Raw genomic sequence first — 17213 nt, 5'->3', positions numbered from 1 at the left:
TCGATCGAATTTGCCCGACGATTTCTTCTCGCCCGATGCCTCACACCCAGACCCATCCCGTCATTCCGCGATTCATCTTGTATATCGGAAATTTCGCGAATTATGACGTTTTCATTACCCTCGTGCCCGTTATTCTTTTGTAACCGAGATCTCATCATCCGGGAATGCCAGTGCTCAATGTGACATTGAATATTGGCTACCCAGGAAGCGATGGCGGCAGCAATTTTCATGGCGGCCGGACGCATTCGAAGAACCGATTCCAGCCGCGCTGGGATTAGTGTGCCGACATTCGTCCAAACAAACCTTTTCTGAAGCGGAAAAATCCTTTTCCGGAGCGGACGGCATTTACATTCATACACATCTGCAGGGAATTCGATTTTTCAGAAAGATGAATAGCAAACGCGATTCAACCGAAATTCAATCGACCGACAAGGAATCAGCGAATTCGATTTACGCCGTCGCCATCGAATTTCGACACCGCGACGATGAATTCCGAATCCGGGCCATTTCCATTCTTGAAATCATTTAATCGGAAATAAAGACCGGGATTTCAGAAATAGGTTCGGCATATTTTTCCGAAACATTTTTCCGAAGCGCGGATAGCACCGCCGCGCCCCCGCGATGCCGCTGCAACAAGCCCACACGCGCCGCACGGAATCCTCGCAACCGACGCTGTTGTCGGCATATAATTTTTTGCAACAATCGTACAGATTGCGATGCCCCCGACCCGACAGGCCACTCCCTTCCAACGCGTTCGCAACCATGTCATCCCGCTTGTCCAGTTCGGCGTCGCCACGCACCACGCCGGATCTCGCCGGCGCCCACATCCTGATCGTCGACGACCGCCCGAACGACCTGCGGCTCCTGACCGAAATCCTGCGCACCGCGCAGTGCCGGATCAGCGTCGCGTTCGACGGGCTGCAGGCCTATCACCGGGCGCAGGCGATCGCGCCCGACCTGATCCTGATGGACGTCCGCATGCCGCGCATGGACGGTTTCGCCGCGAGCCGGCTGCTCGCGTCGACGCCGTCGACGCAATCCATTCCGGTGATCATCCTGACGGCCGCGGGCGATCTCGACGACCGGATCGCGGGGCTCGAAACGGGTGCGATCGACTACATCGTCAAGCCGTTCGAACCGGCGGAAGTCATCGCGCGCATCCGCAATCACCTGAAGCGCGTGCGGCGCAGCCAGCCGTTCGCGCACCTGCCCGAATTGCCCGACAACCGCGATGCGTCGCTCGTGCGCGCGGCGAGCGACGTGCTGCTGCGCGACCTGCGCCATCCGCCGGCTCTCGAGGATCTCGCGAAGCAGGTCGGCACGCACGAAAAGCGGCTGTCGCGCGCGTTCCGCGATCATCTCGGCCAGACCGTCTTCGAGTACCTGCGCGACACGCGGCTGCGCGCCGCGATGCACTTCCTGTCGGAAACGTCGATGGGAATCGGCGACATCGCCGAGGAAATCGGCTTCTCCACACCCGGCAATTTCGCGACGGCGTTCCGCGAACGCTTCGGCATCACACCGTCCGACTGGCGGCGCCAGCGCCACGCGGTCGACGCGCCGGCCGCACCGGGGGGGCACCACGGCGATGCGTAGGCACTACGCGGCATGGGCAGCGGGATGTCGCGCGTTTCGCGCGTTGCTCGTGCTGCTGGCGGCGCTGACCGTCACGTGCGCGACGGCTCGTGCCGCCACGGCGCCGAATCCCGCGCAACTCGAAGCCGTCGCGGTTTTCGAGGACGCCGGCACGACGCTGTCCGTCGATGAGGTCGCCGCCCGGCTCGCCGACCCGGCCCGCCACGCGGCCACCGCAACCCCGCCCGCGTTCAACGTGTCGTTTTCGCGCTCCGCGTGGTGGGTCCGCGCGACGCTCGTCAATCGCGACAGCGACACGCGCCCGCTGGTGCTCGCGATTCGCGACGCGCGCGTCGACCGGGCCGATTTCTATGTCGACCGGCACGGCCGATGGATGCTCGAGCGCAGCTTCCCGACCGATCGCGGCGACGCGCTCGATGCGCCGTCGCGCTACCCGACCCTCGACGTCACGCTGCGCGCGGGCGAACAGTTGCCGGTGCTGATCCGCATCACGTCGCGCAAGGAGATGCGCCTTGCGCCGGTCGCATTCACCCGCGACGGGTGGATCGCGCAGGAATTGCACGCATCGATGTGGAACTTCGGGTTCTTCGGCGGGCTGCTCGCGCTCGTCTGGTGTGCGCTGCTGATCGGCTTTTTCTCGCGCAGCGGCGTGTTCCACGTGCTGGCCGCGCTGACCCTGAACACCGCGCTGTTCGAAGCGGCGTACCGCGGCTATCTCGCGATGCTGCTGTCGGCCGGCGCGCGCGAGTGGTCGACGCGCGCCGAAACGATCTTCGCGTACCTGTCGATCGCGTGCTTCATCGTCTTCCTCCTGATGGTCGCGCATCGCGAGAAAGCGAACATCCCGATGCGCGCGGTGTACGTGGTGTTTCTCGCGCTCGAATGCGCGGGGATAACCGGCGCGGCGTTCGGCGATCTGGCGACCTTCGCGTGGTTCTGCCTGTGGCTGAACACCGTGCTCGCGATCGTCAACATCAGCCTCGCGCTGATGCTCGTGATCCGGCGCACGCCGACGGCCCGCGTGATGCTGATCGCGGTCGCGTTCGCGACGTTCAACATGCTGATCCGCATGCTCGACGGCCGCGATGCATTGCCGTCCGTGCTGTCGTGGATCCGCTCCGACGTCTTTCCGAATCCCGTCATCGCGATCATCGGGCTCGCGACGCACCTGCTGGTGCTGGCCGCGTGGATTCATCACGTGGGCCGGCAGCGCACCGAGGCACGCAAGCGGCTCGAACACTGGCAGCTCACCGAGCAGGATCGGCTGCGCGACGAGGTCGCGCGGCGCACCGTGGCGCTCAACGACGCGTTGCAGCAGTCGAAGACGCACATGCAGCAGAAGATCGAGACGCTCGGCTACGTCAGCCACGACCTGCGCGCGCCGCTGTCGACCATCAACGGCTATGCGAAGCTGCTGCTGCAAGGCGCGACGCGCAGCCAGGTGCGGCTGATCCGGTCGATCGACCGCAGCATCCGCTACCAGCTCGCGCTGATCGACGAATTGCTCGCGTTCACGAAGGCCGAACTCCAGCCGCTCGCCGTCGCGCCCGACCGCACCGACCTGCCCGGGCTGCTGGACGACATCGGCCACTACGCGATCGCGCTGTGCGCGCAGCAGGACAACCGGTTCGTCTACCAGCCGGTCACGGCGCTGCCGCGCACGGTGCTGATCGACGGCATCCGGCTGCAACAGGTGCTGCTGAACCTGCTGTCCAACGCATCGAAATTCACGCGCGACGGCACGGTCACGCTATCCGTTCATGCGTCGCGCGAGGGCGACGCATGGCGCCTGCTGTTCGAGGTCGCCGATACCGGCATCGGCATCGACATCACCGCGACCACCGACATCTTCCGCGCGTATCAGCAAGTGCAGGCCGTCAACGGCGGCACCGGGCTCGGGCTGTTCATCGCGCAGCGCATCGTCGCCGCGATGGGCGGCGAGCTGGCCGTCGCGAGCCAGCCGGGCGTCGGCACGACGTTCTCGTTCGCGATCGTCGCGCCGGCCCTCGGCCATGCGCTCGCGCCGGCGTCGGGGCTCGTCAGGCGGTTCGATCCCGCCGACGAGGCGAAGCCGGCCAGCGCAGCGCCCGCGATGCGCTGCCCGCCCGCCGACGCGCTCGCCGAGCTGATCGCGCTCGCCGGCGAAGGCCGGCTCACCGATATCGAGGAATGGCTCGGCCAGTATGTGGACGAGCCGGACCATGCGCCGTTCGTGCAGGAAATGCGCGAGCACCTCGACGTGCTGGACCTGCACGCGATCGAAAAACTCGCCGGCTCGCTGAAACGCACGCGCGTCGCGGATACGCCGTTCGACACCGAGACGGACGCGGCCGGGCCGGCCTGACGGCGCGTCCCCGCACGCAGTCGGCATGCGGCCGGCATGCGGCCGCGCGCGTCATTCCACCGCGGTTCCCTCGCGCCGCCGATCGGCCCGCTCGACCACGCGGGCCAGCCGAATGATGTCGGTCAAGCCGAATTCGCCGGCATCCGGGCGCGGGCGGCCATGCTCGTCGGCCACGCGCATCGCGAACGCCAGCGCTTCCGAGCGTTCGCGCAGCAGCACCCGCAGCGCATCGGCCACGATCCGGCAGTCGCGTGCGTCGCCCAGATCGAGCAGCGGCCGACGGCCATGCTCGACGGCCCGCGCATCGGCCACGCCCATCGTCAGATCATCGCGCTTCATCGTGTTCTCCTCGCGCAAGGGTGGACGGTCGCACTACGACCGCCGCATCGTCGATACCAGCCCGATGTCCTCTTCGGGCGGCGCGGGCCGCGCGGGGGCCGCAGCCTGCGTCGGCCGCTGCGCGCCGAGCCCCGTGCCGCCGGTGCGGCGCCGCGTCGCGTGCCGCTCGATGACCCGCTGCAGCACGCAGAACACGCACAGCAGCGCGCCGATCACGATCCGCGTCCACCATGAACTCAGCGTGCCGTCGAACGTGATCAGCACCTGGATCGTGCCGAGAATGCCGACGCCGAACACCGAACCGATCACGTAGCCCACGCCGCCCGTCAGCAGCGTGCCGCCGATCACGGTCGCGGCGATCGCGTCGAGTTCCATCCCCTGCGCCTGCAGCCCGTAGCCGGACAGCACGTACAGCGTGAACACCACGCCGCCGAGCGCCGAACAGAAGCCGCTCAGCGCGTAGACGCCGATCTTCGTGCGCGCGACCGGCAAGCCCATCAGCAGCGCCGAGCGTTCGTTGCCGCCGACCGCATACACGTTGCGGCCGAAGCGCGTGAAATGCGCGACGTAGATCGCGACGGCCAGCGTCGCGAGCGCGATCAGCGCACCGGCGCTCAGCGTGCCGCCGCCGACCGGCACGCTGATGCCCGCGATCGCATGGAACGCCGCCGTGTTGATCGTGATCGACTGCGTCGTGATCAGGAAGCATGCGCCGCGCGCGAGAAACATCCCGGCGAGCGTGACGATGAACGGCTGCAACCTGAAATAGTGGATCAGCGCGCCCATCGCCGCGCCGTACAGCGCGCCGAACGCGAGCACCAGCGGCACGATCACCCACACGGGCCAGTGCAGCCGTTCGGCGCCGACCGCGCAGAAGATCGTTGTCAGCGCAACGACCGAGCCGACCGACAGGTCGATTCCGCCCGACACGATCACGAACGTCATCCCGATCGCGACGATCAGCAGGAACGCGTTGTCGACGAGCAGCCCGGTCAGCACCTGCATCGAGAAAAAGCCCGTGTACATCACGGACCCGAAGCCGAACAGCGCGGCGAACAGCACGATCGTCACGACGATCGGCAGCGTGCGCGGATCGGCGAGGCGGCCAAGGAAACGGTTCATCGCGGCGTCGCTCCGGTGGTGGTGGCGCGCGATCGCGCGGAGGGCAGCAGTCGCGATACGTGCCGCACGAGCAGCGCACGCGCCGCGTCCGACTGGATCAGCGTCACGACGATCACGACGACCGCCTTGACGACGAGCGTCGCCTCCGGCGGCACGCCGATCGAATAGGTCGTGTAGGTGAGCGTCTGGATGATCAGCGCGCCGAGCACCGAGCCCGCGAGGCTGAAGCGGCCGCCGAGCAGCGACGTGCCGCCGAGCGTGACCGCGAGGATCGCGTCGAGTTCGAGCAGCAGCCCCGCGTTGTTGCCGTCGGCGCTGCGCACGTTCGAGCTCGCGAGGATGCCCGCGAGCGCCGACATCACGCCCGAGCACAGATACACGCCGAACACGATCGCGCCCGAGCGCAGCCCGACGAGCCGCGTCGCGACCGGGTTCACGCCGATCGCGCGAATGAACAAGCCGAGCGCCGTGCGGTTCACCAGCAGCGCGGTCGCGCCGATCGTCGCGAGCGCGATCCACACCGCGCACGGCACGGTCGCCAGATAGCCGCCGCCGAGCGCGAGGTAGCCGGGCGCGCCGATCGGGATGATCTGGCCGCCCGTCAGCAGTTGCGCGACGCCGCGGCCGGCCACCATCAGGATCAGCGTCGCGATGATCGGCTGCATCCCGACGAAGGCGACGAGCAGCCCGTTCCACGCGCCGGCCAGCAGCCCGACGCCGAGCGCGGCGGCCAGCGCCGTGCCGACTTGCGACGGGTCCGCCTCGAGCACGGTCGCGGCCGCCGCGCCGGCGATCGCGACGATCGCGCCGACCGAGATGTCGATCCCGCGCGTCGCGATCACGAGCGTCATCCCGAGCGACACGATCACGAGCGGCGCCGCGCGATTCAGGATGTCGATCGGCGCGCCGAACAGGTGGCCGTCGAGCAGCGCGATCGACAGGAAGCCGGGACGATGCGCGACGTCCAGCGCGAACAGCAGCGCGAGCGTCAGCACCGGCCACGCGAGCGAATGACGAAACAGCGTGCGCAACCCCGTCATGACTGGCCTCCCGCGATCAACCGGTAAACCTGCTCCTCGGACGCATCGGCGCCGCTCAGCTCCGCGACCTTGCGGCGGTCGCGCAGCACCGCGATCCGGTGGCTCACGCGCACGACCTCGCTGATCTCCGACGAGATGAACAGGATCGCGAGCCCCTGCGCGCACAGCGCGAGCACGCGCTCCATGATGTCGAACTTCGCGGCGACGTCGATACCGCGCGTCGGCTCGTCGAGGATCAGCAGCTTCGGGTCCGTCGCGAGCCAGCGCGCGAGCAGCACCTTCTGCTGGTTGCCGCCCGACAGCAGCCCGATCGGCTGCTCCGCGTCGCGCGCCTTGATGCCGAGCCGGGAAATGTACGTATCGGCGATCTCGCGCTGGCGCGCCCGCCCGATCAGCCGCCACCAGCCGCGCCGCGCCTGCAGCGCGAGCACGATGTTCTCGCGAATCGACAGCGCGGCGACGATGCCCTCCTTCTTGCGGTCTTCCGGGCAGTACGCGATGCCGTTGCGCACCGCGTCGTGCGGCGACGCGAGCCGCTTGCGCGCGCCGTCGATCTCGATCGCGCCGGTATCCGGGCGCGCCGCGGCGAACGCCAGTTGCGCGGTTTCGGTGCGGCCCGAGCCGAGCAGCCCGGCCAGCCCGACGATCTCGCCGGGGCGCACGTCGAGATCGAGCGCGCTCATCATCCCGCGCCGGCCGACCTGCTGCATCGACAGGAACGGCGCATCGGCCGCGGCGGTACGCTCGACCGCGGCGGCGCCGGCCTGCAGCGTGTCGGACATGCGCTCGCGGCCGGTCATCTTCGCGACCAGCACGTCGACCGGCAGATCGCGGGCGAGGTACTCGCCCTCGCGCTCGCCGTTGCGCATCACGGTGATCCGGTCGGACACCGCATAGGTCTGCTCGAGAAAATGCGTGACGAACAGGATCGCGATGCCCGACGCCTTCAGCCGCCGCAGCACCTCGAACAGCCGCGCGACTTCGCCGTCGTCGAGGCTCGACGTCGGTTCGTCGAGAATCAGCACGCGCGCGTCGACCGACACCGCACGCGCGATCGCGACCATCTGCTGCACCGCGATCGGATACGAATCGAGCGAACGCGTGACGTCTAGCGCCAGGTCGAGTTCGGCGAGCGCGTCGCGCGAGCGTGCATGAATCGTGTTCCAGTCGATCGCGCCGCGCCGCATCGGCTGCCGGCCCGCGAAGATGTTCTCCGCGACCGACAGGTTCGCGCACAGGTTCACTTCCTGGTAGAGCGTCTGGATCCCGGCCGCCTCGGCCTCGCGCGGCGCGGCGAAATTCACCGGCGCGCCGCCGACGCGAATCTCGCCCGCATCGTGCGCATGCACGCCGGTGAGCACGTTGATCAGCGTCGACTTGCCCGCGCCGTTCTGGCCCATCAGCGCGTGGATCTCGCCCGGAAACAACCGGAAGTCCACGCGCTGCAGCGCGCTGACGCCCGGAAACGACTTGTCGATGCCGATCATCTCGACCACCGGCGGACTCTGCATGCAGCCTCCCTCGAAACGCCGCCGGACGGTGGCCGCGAGGCCGCCGCCCGGGCGGACAGGTCAGTACTTGCGGGTCGGCAGGACCTGCGCCGCGACGTTCATCGGGAACACCGTCTCGTTGGTCACGATGCGCTTGGGCAACTGCTTGCCGGCGACCACGTCCTTCACCGCGCTCATCAGCTGCGGCCCGAGCAGCGGGCTGCATTCGACGTCGACGTTGATCTTGCCCGCGACCATCGCCTGGAAGCCGCCCTTGGTCGCGTCGAACGACACGACGCTGACGTCCTTGCCGGGCTTGATGCCGGCCTCTTCCATCGCCTGGATCGCGCCGAGCGCCATGTCGTCGTTGTGCGCGTAGACGACGTTGATCTGCTTGCCGTAGGTCTTCGCGAACGCTTCCATCACCTGCTTGCCGCCGGCGAGCGTGAAGTCGCCGCTCTGCGACGCGATCACCTTGAATTTCGGATTGTTCTTGATCACTTCGAGCAGGCCCGCGCGGCGGTCGTTGGCCGGCGCGGAGCCGACCGTGCCCTGCAATTCGACGATATTGATCGGGCCCGCGTCGTTCTTGTAGCGCTCTTCGAGCCAGTGGCCCGCGCGCCGCCCTTCCTCGAGGAAGTCGGAGCCGATCATCGTCACGTACAGCGACGGGTCCTTCACGTCGACGCCGCGGTCGGTCAGGATCACCGGGATATGCGCGGCCTTCGCTTCGGTCAGCACCGGCTCCCAGCCCGATTCGACGACCGGCGAGAACGCGATCACGTCGACCTTCTGCGCGATGAACGAGCGGATCGCGCGGATCTGGTTCTCCTGCTTCTGCTGCGCGTCCGAGAATTTCAGGTTGATGCCGGCGTCCTTCGCCGCGCCCTTCACCGATACGGTGTTCGCGGTGCGCCAAGCGCTTTCCGCGCCGACCTGCGAGAACCCGAGCGTGATCGGCTTTTGCTGCGCGTGCGCGCCGCCTGCCAGCACCGTCGCCGCGGCGACGATCGCGCCGGCCGCCAGCTTCCTGATGAATGTCATGGTCCGTCTCCGATGATGTCGTTGTGTGCCGCGGCGCTGTTGTGTTTCTGCTTGGCGCTGGCGCGGATCGGGCTGCGCCGGCCGGCCTGGGCGGCCGGCGCGGTATACATGCCCCGCATCAGTCTAGGAACAAGTCCGATAACCTTCCAATGAAATATTGGATTGAGGCGATGCCGGAATCGGCATACGTATAAACACCTAAGCGCGGAACGGCTTAGGTGCGACAGCCGATCGGGCCGGCTGCGTTGAACGGGGACGGATATCGACGGACGGCAGAATCAGCGCATCACACCCTTGGCGCGCAGTTCGTGGCCGATGCGCACGATTTCGCGCTCGCCTTCCACCAGCGCGGCGGCGCTCGTATGCACCGAGTAGGCGCCCAGATGAAGATCGTGCGGATGCGGGATCGCGGTGCCGACCACGAAGCGCGCGTCGGTCACGGCCTCGAATTCGATCGGCGCGTCGGATGCGTCGAACACGACCAGCTCACCCTGGCCGACCGGTTCCGGCGTACGCACGCTGCCGTCCATCACGGCGGTCCAGCCGACCGCGTAGCCCTGCGGCGGCCGGCAGGTCCAGCGCTCGCCAGCCTTCAGTTGCACGACGACGTAGTTGATGCCCGGCGGCGCATCGACCGGGCTGACCGCGTCGCCGTGGCGGCCGAGCAGCACGCGGGCCGGCCCGTCCGTCGGGATGTCGTCGATCGACAGGTGCTGACTGAACGCCGGCGCCAGCTCGCGCCCCGGCGGCAACGCCACCCACAGCTGGAACGCCTTGACCGGCGGCACCACGGAACCCGTATGCCAGACGCCGCGCCCCGCGCTCATCCATTCGATGTCGCCGGCCCCCATCGGGCCTTCGTGGCCCGTCGATTCCACATAGGTGCCGTGCCCGTCGATCATGAGCGTCAGCGTGGCGATGCCCGAATGCGGATGCCAGCCGAAGGCCGGCCGCCCGGTCAGCGCCCGCGTATCGATCAGGTCCAGGAATACGAACGGCTTGATCAACTCGCCGACGTCGGACGGGCTGACCATCCTGACGACCGGCCCGTGCGCGTGGCCGCGCGTGCGGAACACGACATGACGGCCGGCGACGGTGGCGTGCCGGACGGGTTCGATGACATTCGACATGCGGGTTCTCCTGTGGCTGCTATCGGGCCCGTGGCGTCAGGCCGCGAGTGCCGCTACCGCTTCCTTCGCCGACGCAATGGCGTCGCTGCGCTTGTCCGGCCCCATCGCGACGCCTTCCGCACGAATGAACGTGATGTCCGTGATGCCGAGAAAGCCGAACGCGTCTCTCAGATAGGTTTCCTGATGATCGAACGACGCGACCGGCGACCCCGCGCTGTACACGCCGCCGCGCGACGACGCGACGACCAGCTTCTTGCCGCCGCACAGGCCGACCGGCCCGTTTTCGTCGTAGCGGAATGTCTTGCCGGCCACCGAAATGCGGTCGATCCACGCCTTCAGTTGCGACGCGATGCCGAAGTTGTACATCGGCGCGCCAATGACGACGATGTCGGCCGCGAGGAACGCGTCGAGCGCGCGCTGGCCGGTCTCGACGTCCGCCTTCAGCGCGTCGTCGACCGGCGCGCCCTGCGCGGCGGCGAGGTGGCCGGCCGTCAGATGGCCGATCGGCGTCGCGGCGAGGTCGAGGCGCGTCACCGTGAGGCCGGGATCGCGGGCGCGGAAGTTCGCGACGATCTCCGCCGACAGTTCGCGGCTGACCGAGCCTTGGCCGAGGATGCTCGAATCGATGTGCAGCAGTTTCATGCAGATTCTCCTTGAGACGGGTGTATCCGTCGGTAGCGTGAGACCAGTATGGAGATCGATTCGGATTTACACTAGATGGATAAACAGGATTTGATTGATCCATTTTTGGAGTAATCCAATGCTCGATCTGAATGATCTCGCGCTGTTCGTCCAGGTCGTCCGCGCCGGCAGCTTTTCGGAGGCCGCACGACGCCTGCGCATGCCGGCCAATACGCTGAGCCGGCGCATCGACCAGCTCGAAGGGCACATCGGCACGCGCCTGCTGCATCGCTCGACCCGCAAGCTCGCGCCGAGCACCGAAGGCCAGGCGCTGTTCGAGCGCTACGCGCCCGCGCTCGACCGCATCTTCGAGATCGAGCGGCAGCATGCGGACGGGCAGGAACCGTCCGGGACCGTGCGCGTCGCGGCCATGGCCGGCCTGTTCGAATTGCTCAAGCTGGAATGGCTGGCCGAGTTCTACACGCGCTATCCGCAGATCAGCATCGAGTTCCTGCTCGACGACACGCCGTCCGACCTGATCGGCGAGCGCATCGACCTCGCGCTGCGCATCGGCATCGAGACCGGCGGGAGCTTCCGCGTGCGCCGAATCGCACCGGGCACGATGATTCTCGCCGCCAGTCCCGCTTATCTGGAGCGACGCGGCGCGCCGCGCACGCCGCGCGAGCTGGCCGACCACGATTGCCTGACGGTGTCGAGCCGCCAGGGGCGCAGCATGTGGCGCCTGCAGGGGCCGCGCGGCACGCAGGAGATCTCGATCGTCAGCCGTTTCTCGGTCAACGACATGCGGGTGGTCATGCAGGCCTGCCTCGCCGGCCTCGGCATCGCGCTGGTGCCGCAACTGCTCGCCGCGGCGGCGATCGACGAAGGCAAGCTGGTGCGCGTGCTGCCGTCCTACCGGCGTTCGAGCCCGGACCTCGGGCTGCAGCTCGTCTATACGAGCCGCCCGCCGCTGCCGCCCGCGGTCACGGCCGTCGCCGAGTTTCTGCTGGAAAAGCTCCCTCAAGGGATACCGGCATGCCCGGCGCCCGAAGCCGACCGATGACGTTTCATTGTCGCGGCGAACGGCATTTCTTCCGTGCTTTGCCGTGGTGTCTACGTATGGCACGCCGGCGCACGATTCTTGCTCCCGTGCCGGAACGACCGCTCATGCCGTGCTGCAGGTCGCCGTCCGGGACAACGACGAACAAGGGAGCAAGCAGATGACCGCAGCGCATGAACACGCGGCGCCAACCGTCGCTATCGCCGTCAGCCGGCACATGAGCGCATGAAACAGCCCGCTTCGAGTACGGCCGCCGCACTGCGCCACGTCGACGACCGCCGCCCCGGCTACACGCGCCGCCGCTTGCGCAACGGCTTCGCGTACTACGCGCAGGACGGCACGCGGATTCGCGATGCCGCGGAAATCGCCCGCATCAACGCGCTGGCGATTCCACCTGCCTACACCGACGTGTGGATCTGTCCTGACCCGCTCGGCCATTTGCAGGCGACGGGCCGCGATGCGCGCGGCCGCAAGCAGTATCGCTATCACCCACAGTGGCGCGAGACACGGGACGCGAACAAGTACGCGCGGATGGCCGCGTTCGCGCGGGCGCTGCCGCGTATCCGCGCACGCGTCACGCGCGATCTGGCGCTGCCGGGCATGCCGCGCGACAAGGTCGTCGCGACGATCGTCCGGTTGCTCGACACGACGCTCGCGCGGATCGGCAACGCGGAATATGCGCGCGAAAACGGCTCGTACGGGCTGACGACGCTGCGCAAGCGTCATTTGAAAATCCAGCCCGGCCAGGTGCGGCTGCGCTTCGCCGGCAAGAGCGGGATCGAACACGACGTGACCGTCGACGACGCGCGGGTCGCGCGGATCGTCCGGCGCTGCGCGGAGTTGCCCGGTCACGAGCTGTTCCAGTATGTGGACGACGACGGCGCACGCCATCCGGTCGGGTCGTCCGACGTGAACGACTACCTGCGCGAGGCCGGCGGCGCCGATTTCACCGCGAAGGATTACCGGACCTGGGCCGGCAGCGTGCACGCGCTCGGGTTGCTGCGGCGCATCGAGCATCGCGGCGTCACGCACGCGCGCAAGCAGATCGTCGAGACCGTGCGCGCGGTGGCGGAGCTGCTGCGCAACACGCCGGCCGTGTGCCGGCGCTGCTACATCCATCCGACCGTGCTCGATGCATTCGAGGCGGGCACGCTCGCCGCGCTCGCGGTCCGGCGTACGCCGCGCGGCCTGCGCGCGGATGAAGCGGCGTTCGTCGCGTTGCTGGTATCCGCGAGCCGGCGCAGGGGGAAATGATCGCTCGCACGGCGCCGCTGCCCGGCCATGCATAGCCGGCGCCACTCCCCCCGTGTGTCGTTTACCACCGGTTTCCGGGCGCATGACCGATAGCCGCTCGCACCCGTTTCTCTAAACTGGTTCGCACAACACACCTGCCCGGTGTCGTCCGCCGCGCGCGTCACGCCGCCGGCATCGAGGCATCCCCGAGACATCCGCCTTCGCTGTCCGTCGGCCCGCACGCCCCGCTGCAGTCCCGCCGGCCGCGCCGCCAAGGCCATTCCAGGAGAGAGCATTGAGCCCGTCGCAAGCGCGCCCCGCGAAAACCCGGTCTTCACGCCAGTCCGTCAAGCTGGACGACATCACGATCGTCGACCCGGCCGTCCTCAAGCGCGCGGTCGGCGCGATGGCGTTCGGCAATGCGATGGAATGGTTCGACTTCGGCGTCTACAGCTATATCGCCGTCACGCTCGGCAAGGTGTTCTTCCCGTCCAGCAGCCCGTCCGCGCAGCTGCTCGCGACCTTCGGCACGTTCGCGGCCGCGTTCCTCGTGCGCCCGCTCGGCGGCATGGTGTTCGGCCCGCTCGGCGACCGCATCGGCCGCCAGCGCGTGCTCGCCGCGACGATGATCATGATGGCCGTCGGCACCTTCGCGATCGGCCTGATCCCGAGCTATGCGTCGATCGGCATCATGGCGCCCGTGCTGTTGCTCGTCGCGCGGCTCGTGCAGGGCTTCTCGACCGGCGGCGAATACGGCGGCGCGGCCACCTTCATCGCCGAGTTCTCGACCGACAAGCGCCGCGGCTTCATGGGCAGCTTCCTCGAGTTCGGCACGCTGATCGGCTACACGCTCGGCGCGGCCACGGTCGCGCTGTTGACGGCCACGCTGTCGCAGGAAACGCTGCTGTCGTGGGGCTGGCGCGTGCCGTTCTTCATCGCCGGCCCGCTCGGCCTCGTCGGCCTCTACGTGCGGCTCAAGCTCGAGGAAACGCCGGCCTTCAAAAAGGAAGCCGAAGCACGCGAAGCGGACGAACGCGCGCGGCCGAAGCAGCGCTTCGCGGCGCTGCTCGTCGAACAGTGGAAGCCGCTGCTGCAATGCGTCGGCCTCGTGCTGATCTTCAACGTGACCGACTACATGGCGCTGTCGTACCTGCCGAGCTACCTGTCGGCGACGCTGCACGTGCGCGAATCGCACGGGCTCTTCATGGTGCTGCTCGTGATGGTGCTGATGATGCCGATGACGCTGTACGCCGGGCACCTGTCGGACAAGATCGGCCGCAAGCCGGTGATGATGGCCGGCTGCGTGGGCCTGCTCGCGCTGTCGGTGCCGGCGCTGATGCTGATCCGCACCGGCGGCATGCTGCCGATCTTCGGCGGGATGCTGATCTACGGCATCCTGCTGTCGACGTTCACCGGCGTGATGCCGTCGGCGCTGCCCGCGCTGTTCCCGACGCGGATCCGCTACGGCGCGCTCGCGATCGGTTTCAACGTGTCGGTGTCGCTGTTCGGCGGCACGACGCCGCTCGTCACCGCGTGGCTGGTCGATCGCACCGGCGACCTGATGATGCCCGCGTACTACCTGATGGGCGCGTCGTTCATCGGCATCGTGTCGGTGCTCGCGCTGCGCGAGACCGCGCGCCAGCCGCTGCCCGGCTCGGGGCCGTGCGTCGCGAGCCGCGCGGAAGCGCTGAGCCTCGTGCGCGGCGGCGCCGACGAAGCGCGTGTGCGCGACCGCAAGTTCACGCCGGTCAGCGAACGCGCATGACCCACGTCGATGCGACGCCGCGCGGCATGCGCGGGCGTCGCCGTTCGCGCGATCGGTTCGCATGGGCAATGGAATAGCCGCGACGCATCCGCTTGCAGAACGCGGCGCGAACGTCCATTCGCGAAAACCGAACCACGGATCACGCGCGACCGGGCGCGTTTTCGGCACGCAATTCGCAGACCAGTTCGCCGCCGGCCGCGAGTTCGTCGATCTGATCGGCCGTCAGCGCGACGATCGACGCGGCGCTTTCATTCGAGATACCCAATTGCCGCTTGCCCGCCTCGTAGTCGGCACGCAGCATGCGCTGCGCGAGCACGAGATACGCGCGATTGAATTCCGCGATGGCGTCGAAGATATCGCCCTGTTCGGTCATGACCGCTCCTGAGCCGACGGCGGCCTGGCGGGCCGCGCGCGGCGCCGTGACCGGCCGTTCAGTATCGAATGCCTGACTCTATGTCATGCGATCCGCGTCATGCGGACAATTCCTAGATCGCATCCGACAGACGCGAATTCGCCGCTTGGCATTCGCGATTCGCGATTCGCCACTCGTCGCTGTCGGATTCGGCCTAGATTCGGTCACCCCTCGAAAGCGGAACACCCGTACGATTTTCGGACGGCGCGCGGGCCCGGTCGCGCGAGCGGCACGGTCCCGTGCAAACGACGATGGCATTCGCGCATCGTCGCCCTCTGTCGGCATCGTCGATGCCTGAACCCGAACGAGTGGAATCCGAAAACCATGTTGAAAGTGACGAAAGCCGTCTTTCCGGTCGCCGGTCTCGGCACACGATTTCTGCCCGCGACCAAGGCCAGCCCGAAGGAAATGCTGCCGGTCGTGGACAAGCCGCTGATTCAATATGCGGTCGAGGAAGCGATCGACGCCGGCATCACCGAAATGATTTTCGTGACCGGCCGCAGCAAGCGCGCGATCGAAGACCACTTCGACAAATCCTACGAGATCGAAGCCGAGCTCGAAGCGCGCGGCAAGGAAAAGCTGCTGTCGCTGGTTCGCGGCATCAAGCCGAACCACGTGGACTGCTTCTACGTCCGCCAGGCCGAGGCCCTGGGGCTCGGCCACGCCGTGCTGTGCGCGGAGAAGCTGGTCGGCGGCCAGCCGTTCGCCGTGATCCTCGCGGACGATCTGCTCGACGGTCCGACGCCCGTGTTGCGCCAGATGATCGACGTGTTCGATCACTATCACGCGTCGGTGATCGGCGTGGAGGAAATCGCGCCCGCGGCATCGACGTCGTACGGCGTGATCGACGGCAAGCGCTGGGAGGACAACCTGTTCAAGGTGTCCGGAATCGTCGAGAAGCCGGAACCGGCGAAGGCGCCGTCGAATTTCGGCGTGGTGGGCCGTTACGTGCTGAAGCCGAAGGTGTTCGAGCATCTGCGCGCGCTACGGCCGGGCGCCGGCGGCGAACTGCAACTGACGGACGCGATCCAGTCGCTGCTGACGGACGAACAGGTGCTCGCCCATCGCTACGACGGCACGCGTTTCGATTGCGGCAGCAAGCTCGGGTATCTGAAGGCGACGGTCGAGTTCGCGCTGCGGCACCCGGAAGTGGCCGCGGACTTCGAAAGCTATCTGGCCGCGCGCATGTCGACGCTGCTGGCCGCCTGACCGGCTGCGTGACGAACCCGGTCATGTGGACGGCCGTCAGCGATCTCGGCGACGCGGCGATGACGTTGCCGCTTGCGCTCGTGTGCGTCGGCTGGCTGGCGTGCTCGGCGGCCGGGCGGCGTCACGCGGCGTCATGGGCGCTGATGCTCGCGGCCGGCATGGCGCTGGTCGGCGCCACGAAGATGCTGTACGCCGGCTGCGGAATCGAGATCCGCGCGATCGATTTCCGCGTGATCAGCGGACATACGATGCTCGCCTCGGCGGTCTGGCCGATGACATGCGGGCTGGCGCTGAGCGGCGCGACACCGTTGCGGGCGAACACGTCGCTGGCGCTCGGGCTCGCGCTCGGCGCGCTGATCGGCGTGGCGCGCGTGTTCGACGACGCGCACACGCCGGCGGAAGTCGTCGCCGGCTGGCTCGTCGGCTCGGCGGTCGCGCTGGCGTTCGTGCGGCGGCATGGCGTGACGCGCGTCGACGCCCGGTATCGCGCGCTCGCCGCCGGCTCGCTGCTGGCCGTGTCGGCCGTCGCCTATGGCCGGCACGCTCCGATCCAGGCGGCGATCGACGACTATTCGCCGTTTCTGTGCGGGCGGTTCGCGCGACAGCCCTGATGGCCGCGAGCGCGCGCACGCCCGCTTCGTCGCCCCGCCGGAAAGAGACAGAATGCCGCCCGGATCGGACAACGCGGCTCGCCCGGCAGGCCAACCGTCTATGCTTGATCGCCGGAATCGAGTCGTCCCGAACGACGGCCCCGTATTCCGCGTGCGAACCGGCGAGCAAGCCAGCCCTGCCCGACAGGCAGCCTGCC

Annotated in this window: 15 protein-coding genes; 7 read left to right on the top strand and 8 right to left on the bottom strand. The window is 67.8% G+C overall.

Going from position 1 to position 17213, the window contains the following annotated elements; genetic code table 11:
* The first annotated feature begins 762 nt into the window (after positions 1 to 762).
* Together HWX14_RS24040 and HWX14_RS24035 are read left to right on the top strand one after the other, a co-directional pair.
* Complete coding sequence (locus tag HWX14_RS24040) at positions 763 to 1596, top strand: response regulator (RefSeq protein ID WP_175884865.1); 834 nt, start codon at positions 763 to 765, stop codon at positions 1594 to 1596.
* The gene (locus HWX14_RS24035; protein WP_175884864.1) at positions 1589 to 3940 is read left to right on the top strand and encodes a sensor histidine kinase; all 2352 of its coding nucleotides are present in this window, start codon (positions 1589 to 1591) and stop codon (positions 3938 to 3940) included. Before HWX14_RS24040 ends, HWX14_RS24035 begins: the two co-directional genes overlap by 8 nt.
* Positions 3941 to 3991: 51 nt before the next feature.
* Here HWX14_RS24035 and HWX14_RS24030 read toward each other — a convergent pair whose 3' ends face one another.
* The 7 genes from HWX14_RS24030 to HWX14_RS24000 form a co-directional block, all read right to left on the bottom strand.
* The gene (locus HWX14_RS24030) at positions 3992 to 4297 is read right to left on the bottom strand and encodes a hypothetical protein (RefSeq protein ID WP_244130322.1); all 306 of its coding nucleotides are present in this window, start codon (positions 4295 to 4297) and stop codon (positions 3992 to 3994) included.
* A 15-nt stretch (positions 4298 to 4312) separates the two neighbouring features.
* Positions 4313 to 5401 carry a galactofuranose ABC transporter, permease protein YjfF gene (gene yjfF, locus HWX14_RS24025; RefSeq protein WP_175884863.1) on the bottom strand — a complete coding sequence of 363 codons (1089 nt, stop codon included), beginning with the start codon at positions 5399 to 5401 and terminating at the stop codon, positions 4313 to 4315.
* Positions 5398 to 6441, bottom strand: coding sequence for an ABC transporter permease (locus tag HWX14_RS24020; RefSeq protein WP_175884862.1), 1044 nt, complete (start codon positions 6439 to 6441; stop codon positions 5398 to 5400). Before HWX14_RS24020 ends, yjfF begins: the two co-directional genes overlap by 4 nt.
* Positions 6438 to 7952: a sugar ABC transporter ATP-binding protein gene (locus HWX14_RS24015; protein WP_175884861.1), complete on the bottom strand. Its 1515-nt coding sequence runs from the start codon at positions 7950 to 7952 to the stop codon at positions 6438 to 6440. Before HWX14_RS24015 ends, HWX14_RS24020 begins: the two co-directional genes overlap by 4 nt.
* A gap of 60 nt (positions 7953 to 8012) precedes the next feature.
* Complete coding sequence (locus HWX14_RS24010) at positions 8013 to 8975, bottom strand: ABC transporter substrate-binding protein (RefSeq protein WP_011549177.1); 963 nt, start codon at positions 8973 to 8975, stop codon at positions 8013 to 8015.
* Positions 8976 to 9253: 278 nt separating this feature from the next.
* Positions 9254 to 10105: a pirin family protein gene (locus HWX14_RS24005; protein WP_175884860.1), complete on the bottom strand. Its 852-nt coding sequence runs from the start codon at positions 10103 to 10105 to the stop codon at positions 9254 to 9256.
* A gap of 36 nt (positions 10106 to 10141) precedes the next feature.
* Positions 10142 to 10747, bottom strand: a complete 606-nt coding sequence (locus tag HWX14_RS24000) for an FMN-dependent NADH-azoreductase (RefSeq protein ID WP_175884859.1) — start codon at positions 10745 to 10747, stop codon at positions 10142 to 10144.
* Positions 10748 to 10865: 118 nt separating this feature from the next.
* Between HWX14_RS24000 and HWX14_RS23995 the strand changes: the two genes are divergently transcribed.
* The 3 genes from HWX14_RS23995 (at position 10866) to proP (ending at position 14784) form a co-directional block, all read left to right on the top strand.
* The gene (locus HWX14_RS23995; protein WP_175884858.1) at positions 10866 to 11789 is read left to right on the top strand and encodes a LysR family transcriptional regulator; all 924 of its coding nucleotides are present in this window, start codon (positions 10866 to 10868) and stop codon (positions 11787 to 11789) included.
* Between the two features lie 222 nt (positions 11790 to 12011).
* Positions 12012 to 13040 (top strand): DNA topoisomerase IB, encoded by a 1029-nt coding sequence (locus HWX14_RS23990; RefSeq protein ID WP_175884857.1) that lies wholly within the window; start codon positions 12012 to 12014, stop codon positions 13038 to 13040.
* 274 nt (positions 13041 to 13314) lie between these two features.
* On the top strand, positions 13315 to 14784 hold the full coding sequence (gene proP / locus HWX14_RS23985) for a glycine betaine/L-proline transporter ProP (protein WP_175884856.1): 1470 nt from the start codon (positions 13315 to 13317) through the stop codon (positions 14782 to 14784).
* A 139-nt stretch (positions 14785 to 14923) separates the two neighbouring features.
* Here the strand turns inward: proP and HWX14_RS23980 are convergent, their stop codons facing one another.
* A complete protein-coding gene (locus HWX14_RS23980) occupies positions 14924 to 15157 on the bottom strand; it encodes a flagellar transcriptional regulator FlhD (protein WP_175884855.1) in 234 nt (77 codons plus the stop codon).
* A gap of 363 nt (positions 15158 to 15520) precedes the next feature.
* Between HWX14_RS23980 and galU the strand changes: the two genes are divergently transcribed.
* Positions 15521 to 16405 (top strand): UTP--glucose-1-phosphate uridylyltransferase GalU, encoded by an 885-nt coding sequence (galU, locus tag HWX14_RS23975; protein ID WP_175884854.1) that lies wholly within the window; start codon positions 15521 to 15523, stop codon positions 16403 to 16405.
* Positions 16406 to 16428: 23 nt separating this feature from the next.
* Positions 16429 to 17016, top strand: coding sequence for a phosphatase PAP2 family protein (locus tag HWX14_RS23970; RefSeq protein WP_175884853.1), 588 nt, complete (start codon positions 16429 to 16431; stop codon positions 17014 to 17016).
* The last annotated feature ends 197 nt before the right edge of the window (positions 17017 to 17213 follow it).

It is taken from the genome of Burkholderia sp. BCC0044, from assembly GCF_902832955.1.
Lineage (GTDB): Bacteria > Pseudomonadota > Gammaproteobacteria > Burkholderiales > Burkholderiaceae > Burkholderia.
This window is presented reverse-complemented; position numbering and strand designations above follow the sequence as displayed.

Coding starts and splice junctions, on each gene's coding strand:
- HWX14_RS24040 (WP_175884865.1), top strand. CDS start 763: ATGTCATCCCGCTTGTCCAGTTCGGCGTCGCCACGCACCACGCCGGAT.
- HWX14_RS24035 (WP_175884864.1), top strand. CDS start 1,589: ATGCGTAGGCACTACGCGGCATGGGCAGCGGGATGTCGCGCGTTTCGC.
- yjfF (WP_175884863.1), bottom strand. CDS start 5,401: ATGAACCGTTTCCTTGGCCGCCTCGCCGATCCGCGCACGCTGCCGATC.
- HWX14_RS24020 (WP_175884862.1), bottom strand. CDS start 6,441: ATGACGGGGTTGCGCACGCTGTTTCGTCATTCGCTCGCGTGGCCGGTG.
- HWX14_RS24015 (WP_175884861.1), bottom strand. CDS start 7,952: ATGCAGAGTCCGCCGGTGGTCGAGATGATCGGCATCGACAAGTCGTTT.
- HWX14_RS24010 (WP_011549177.1), bottom strand. CDS start 8,975: ATGACATTCATCAGGAAGCTGGCGGCCGGCGCGATCGTCGCCGCGGCG.
- HWX14_RS24005 (WP_175884860.1), bottom strand. CDS start 10,105: ATGTCGAATGTCATCGAACCCGTCCGGCACGCCACCGTCGCCGGCCGT.
- HWX14_RS24000 (WP_175884859.1), bottom strand. CDS start 10,747: ATGAAACTGCTGCACATCGATTCGAGCATCCTCGGCCAAGGCTCGGTC.
- HWX14_RS23995 (WP_175884858.1), top strand. CDS start 10,866: ATGCTCGATCTGAATGATCTCGCGCTGTTCGTCCAGGTCGTCCGCGCC.
- HWX14_RS23990 (WP_175884857.1), top strand. CDS start 12,012: ATGAAACAGCCCGCTTCGAGTACGGCCGCCGCACTGCGCCACGTCGAC.
- HWX14_RS23980 (WP_175884855.1), bottom strand. CDS start 15,157: ATGACCGAACAGGGCGATATCTTCGACGCCATCGCGGAATTCAATCGC.
- galU (WP_175884854.1), top strand. CDS start 15,521: ATGTTGAAAGTGACGAAAGCCGTCTTTCCGGTCGCCGGTCTCGGCACA.
- HWX14_RS23970 (WP_175884853.1), top strand. CDS start 16,429: ATGTGGACGGCCGTCAGCGATCTCGGCGACGCGGCGATGACGTTGCCG.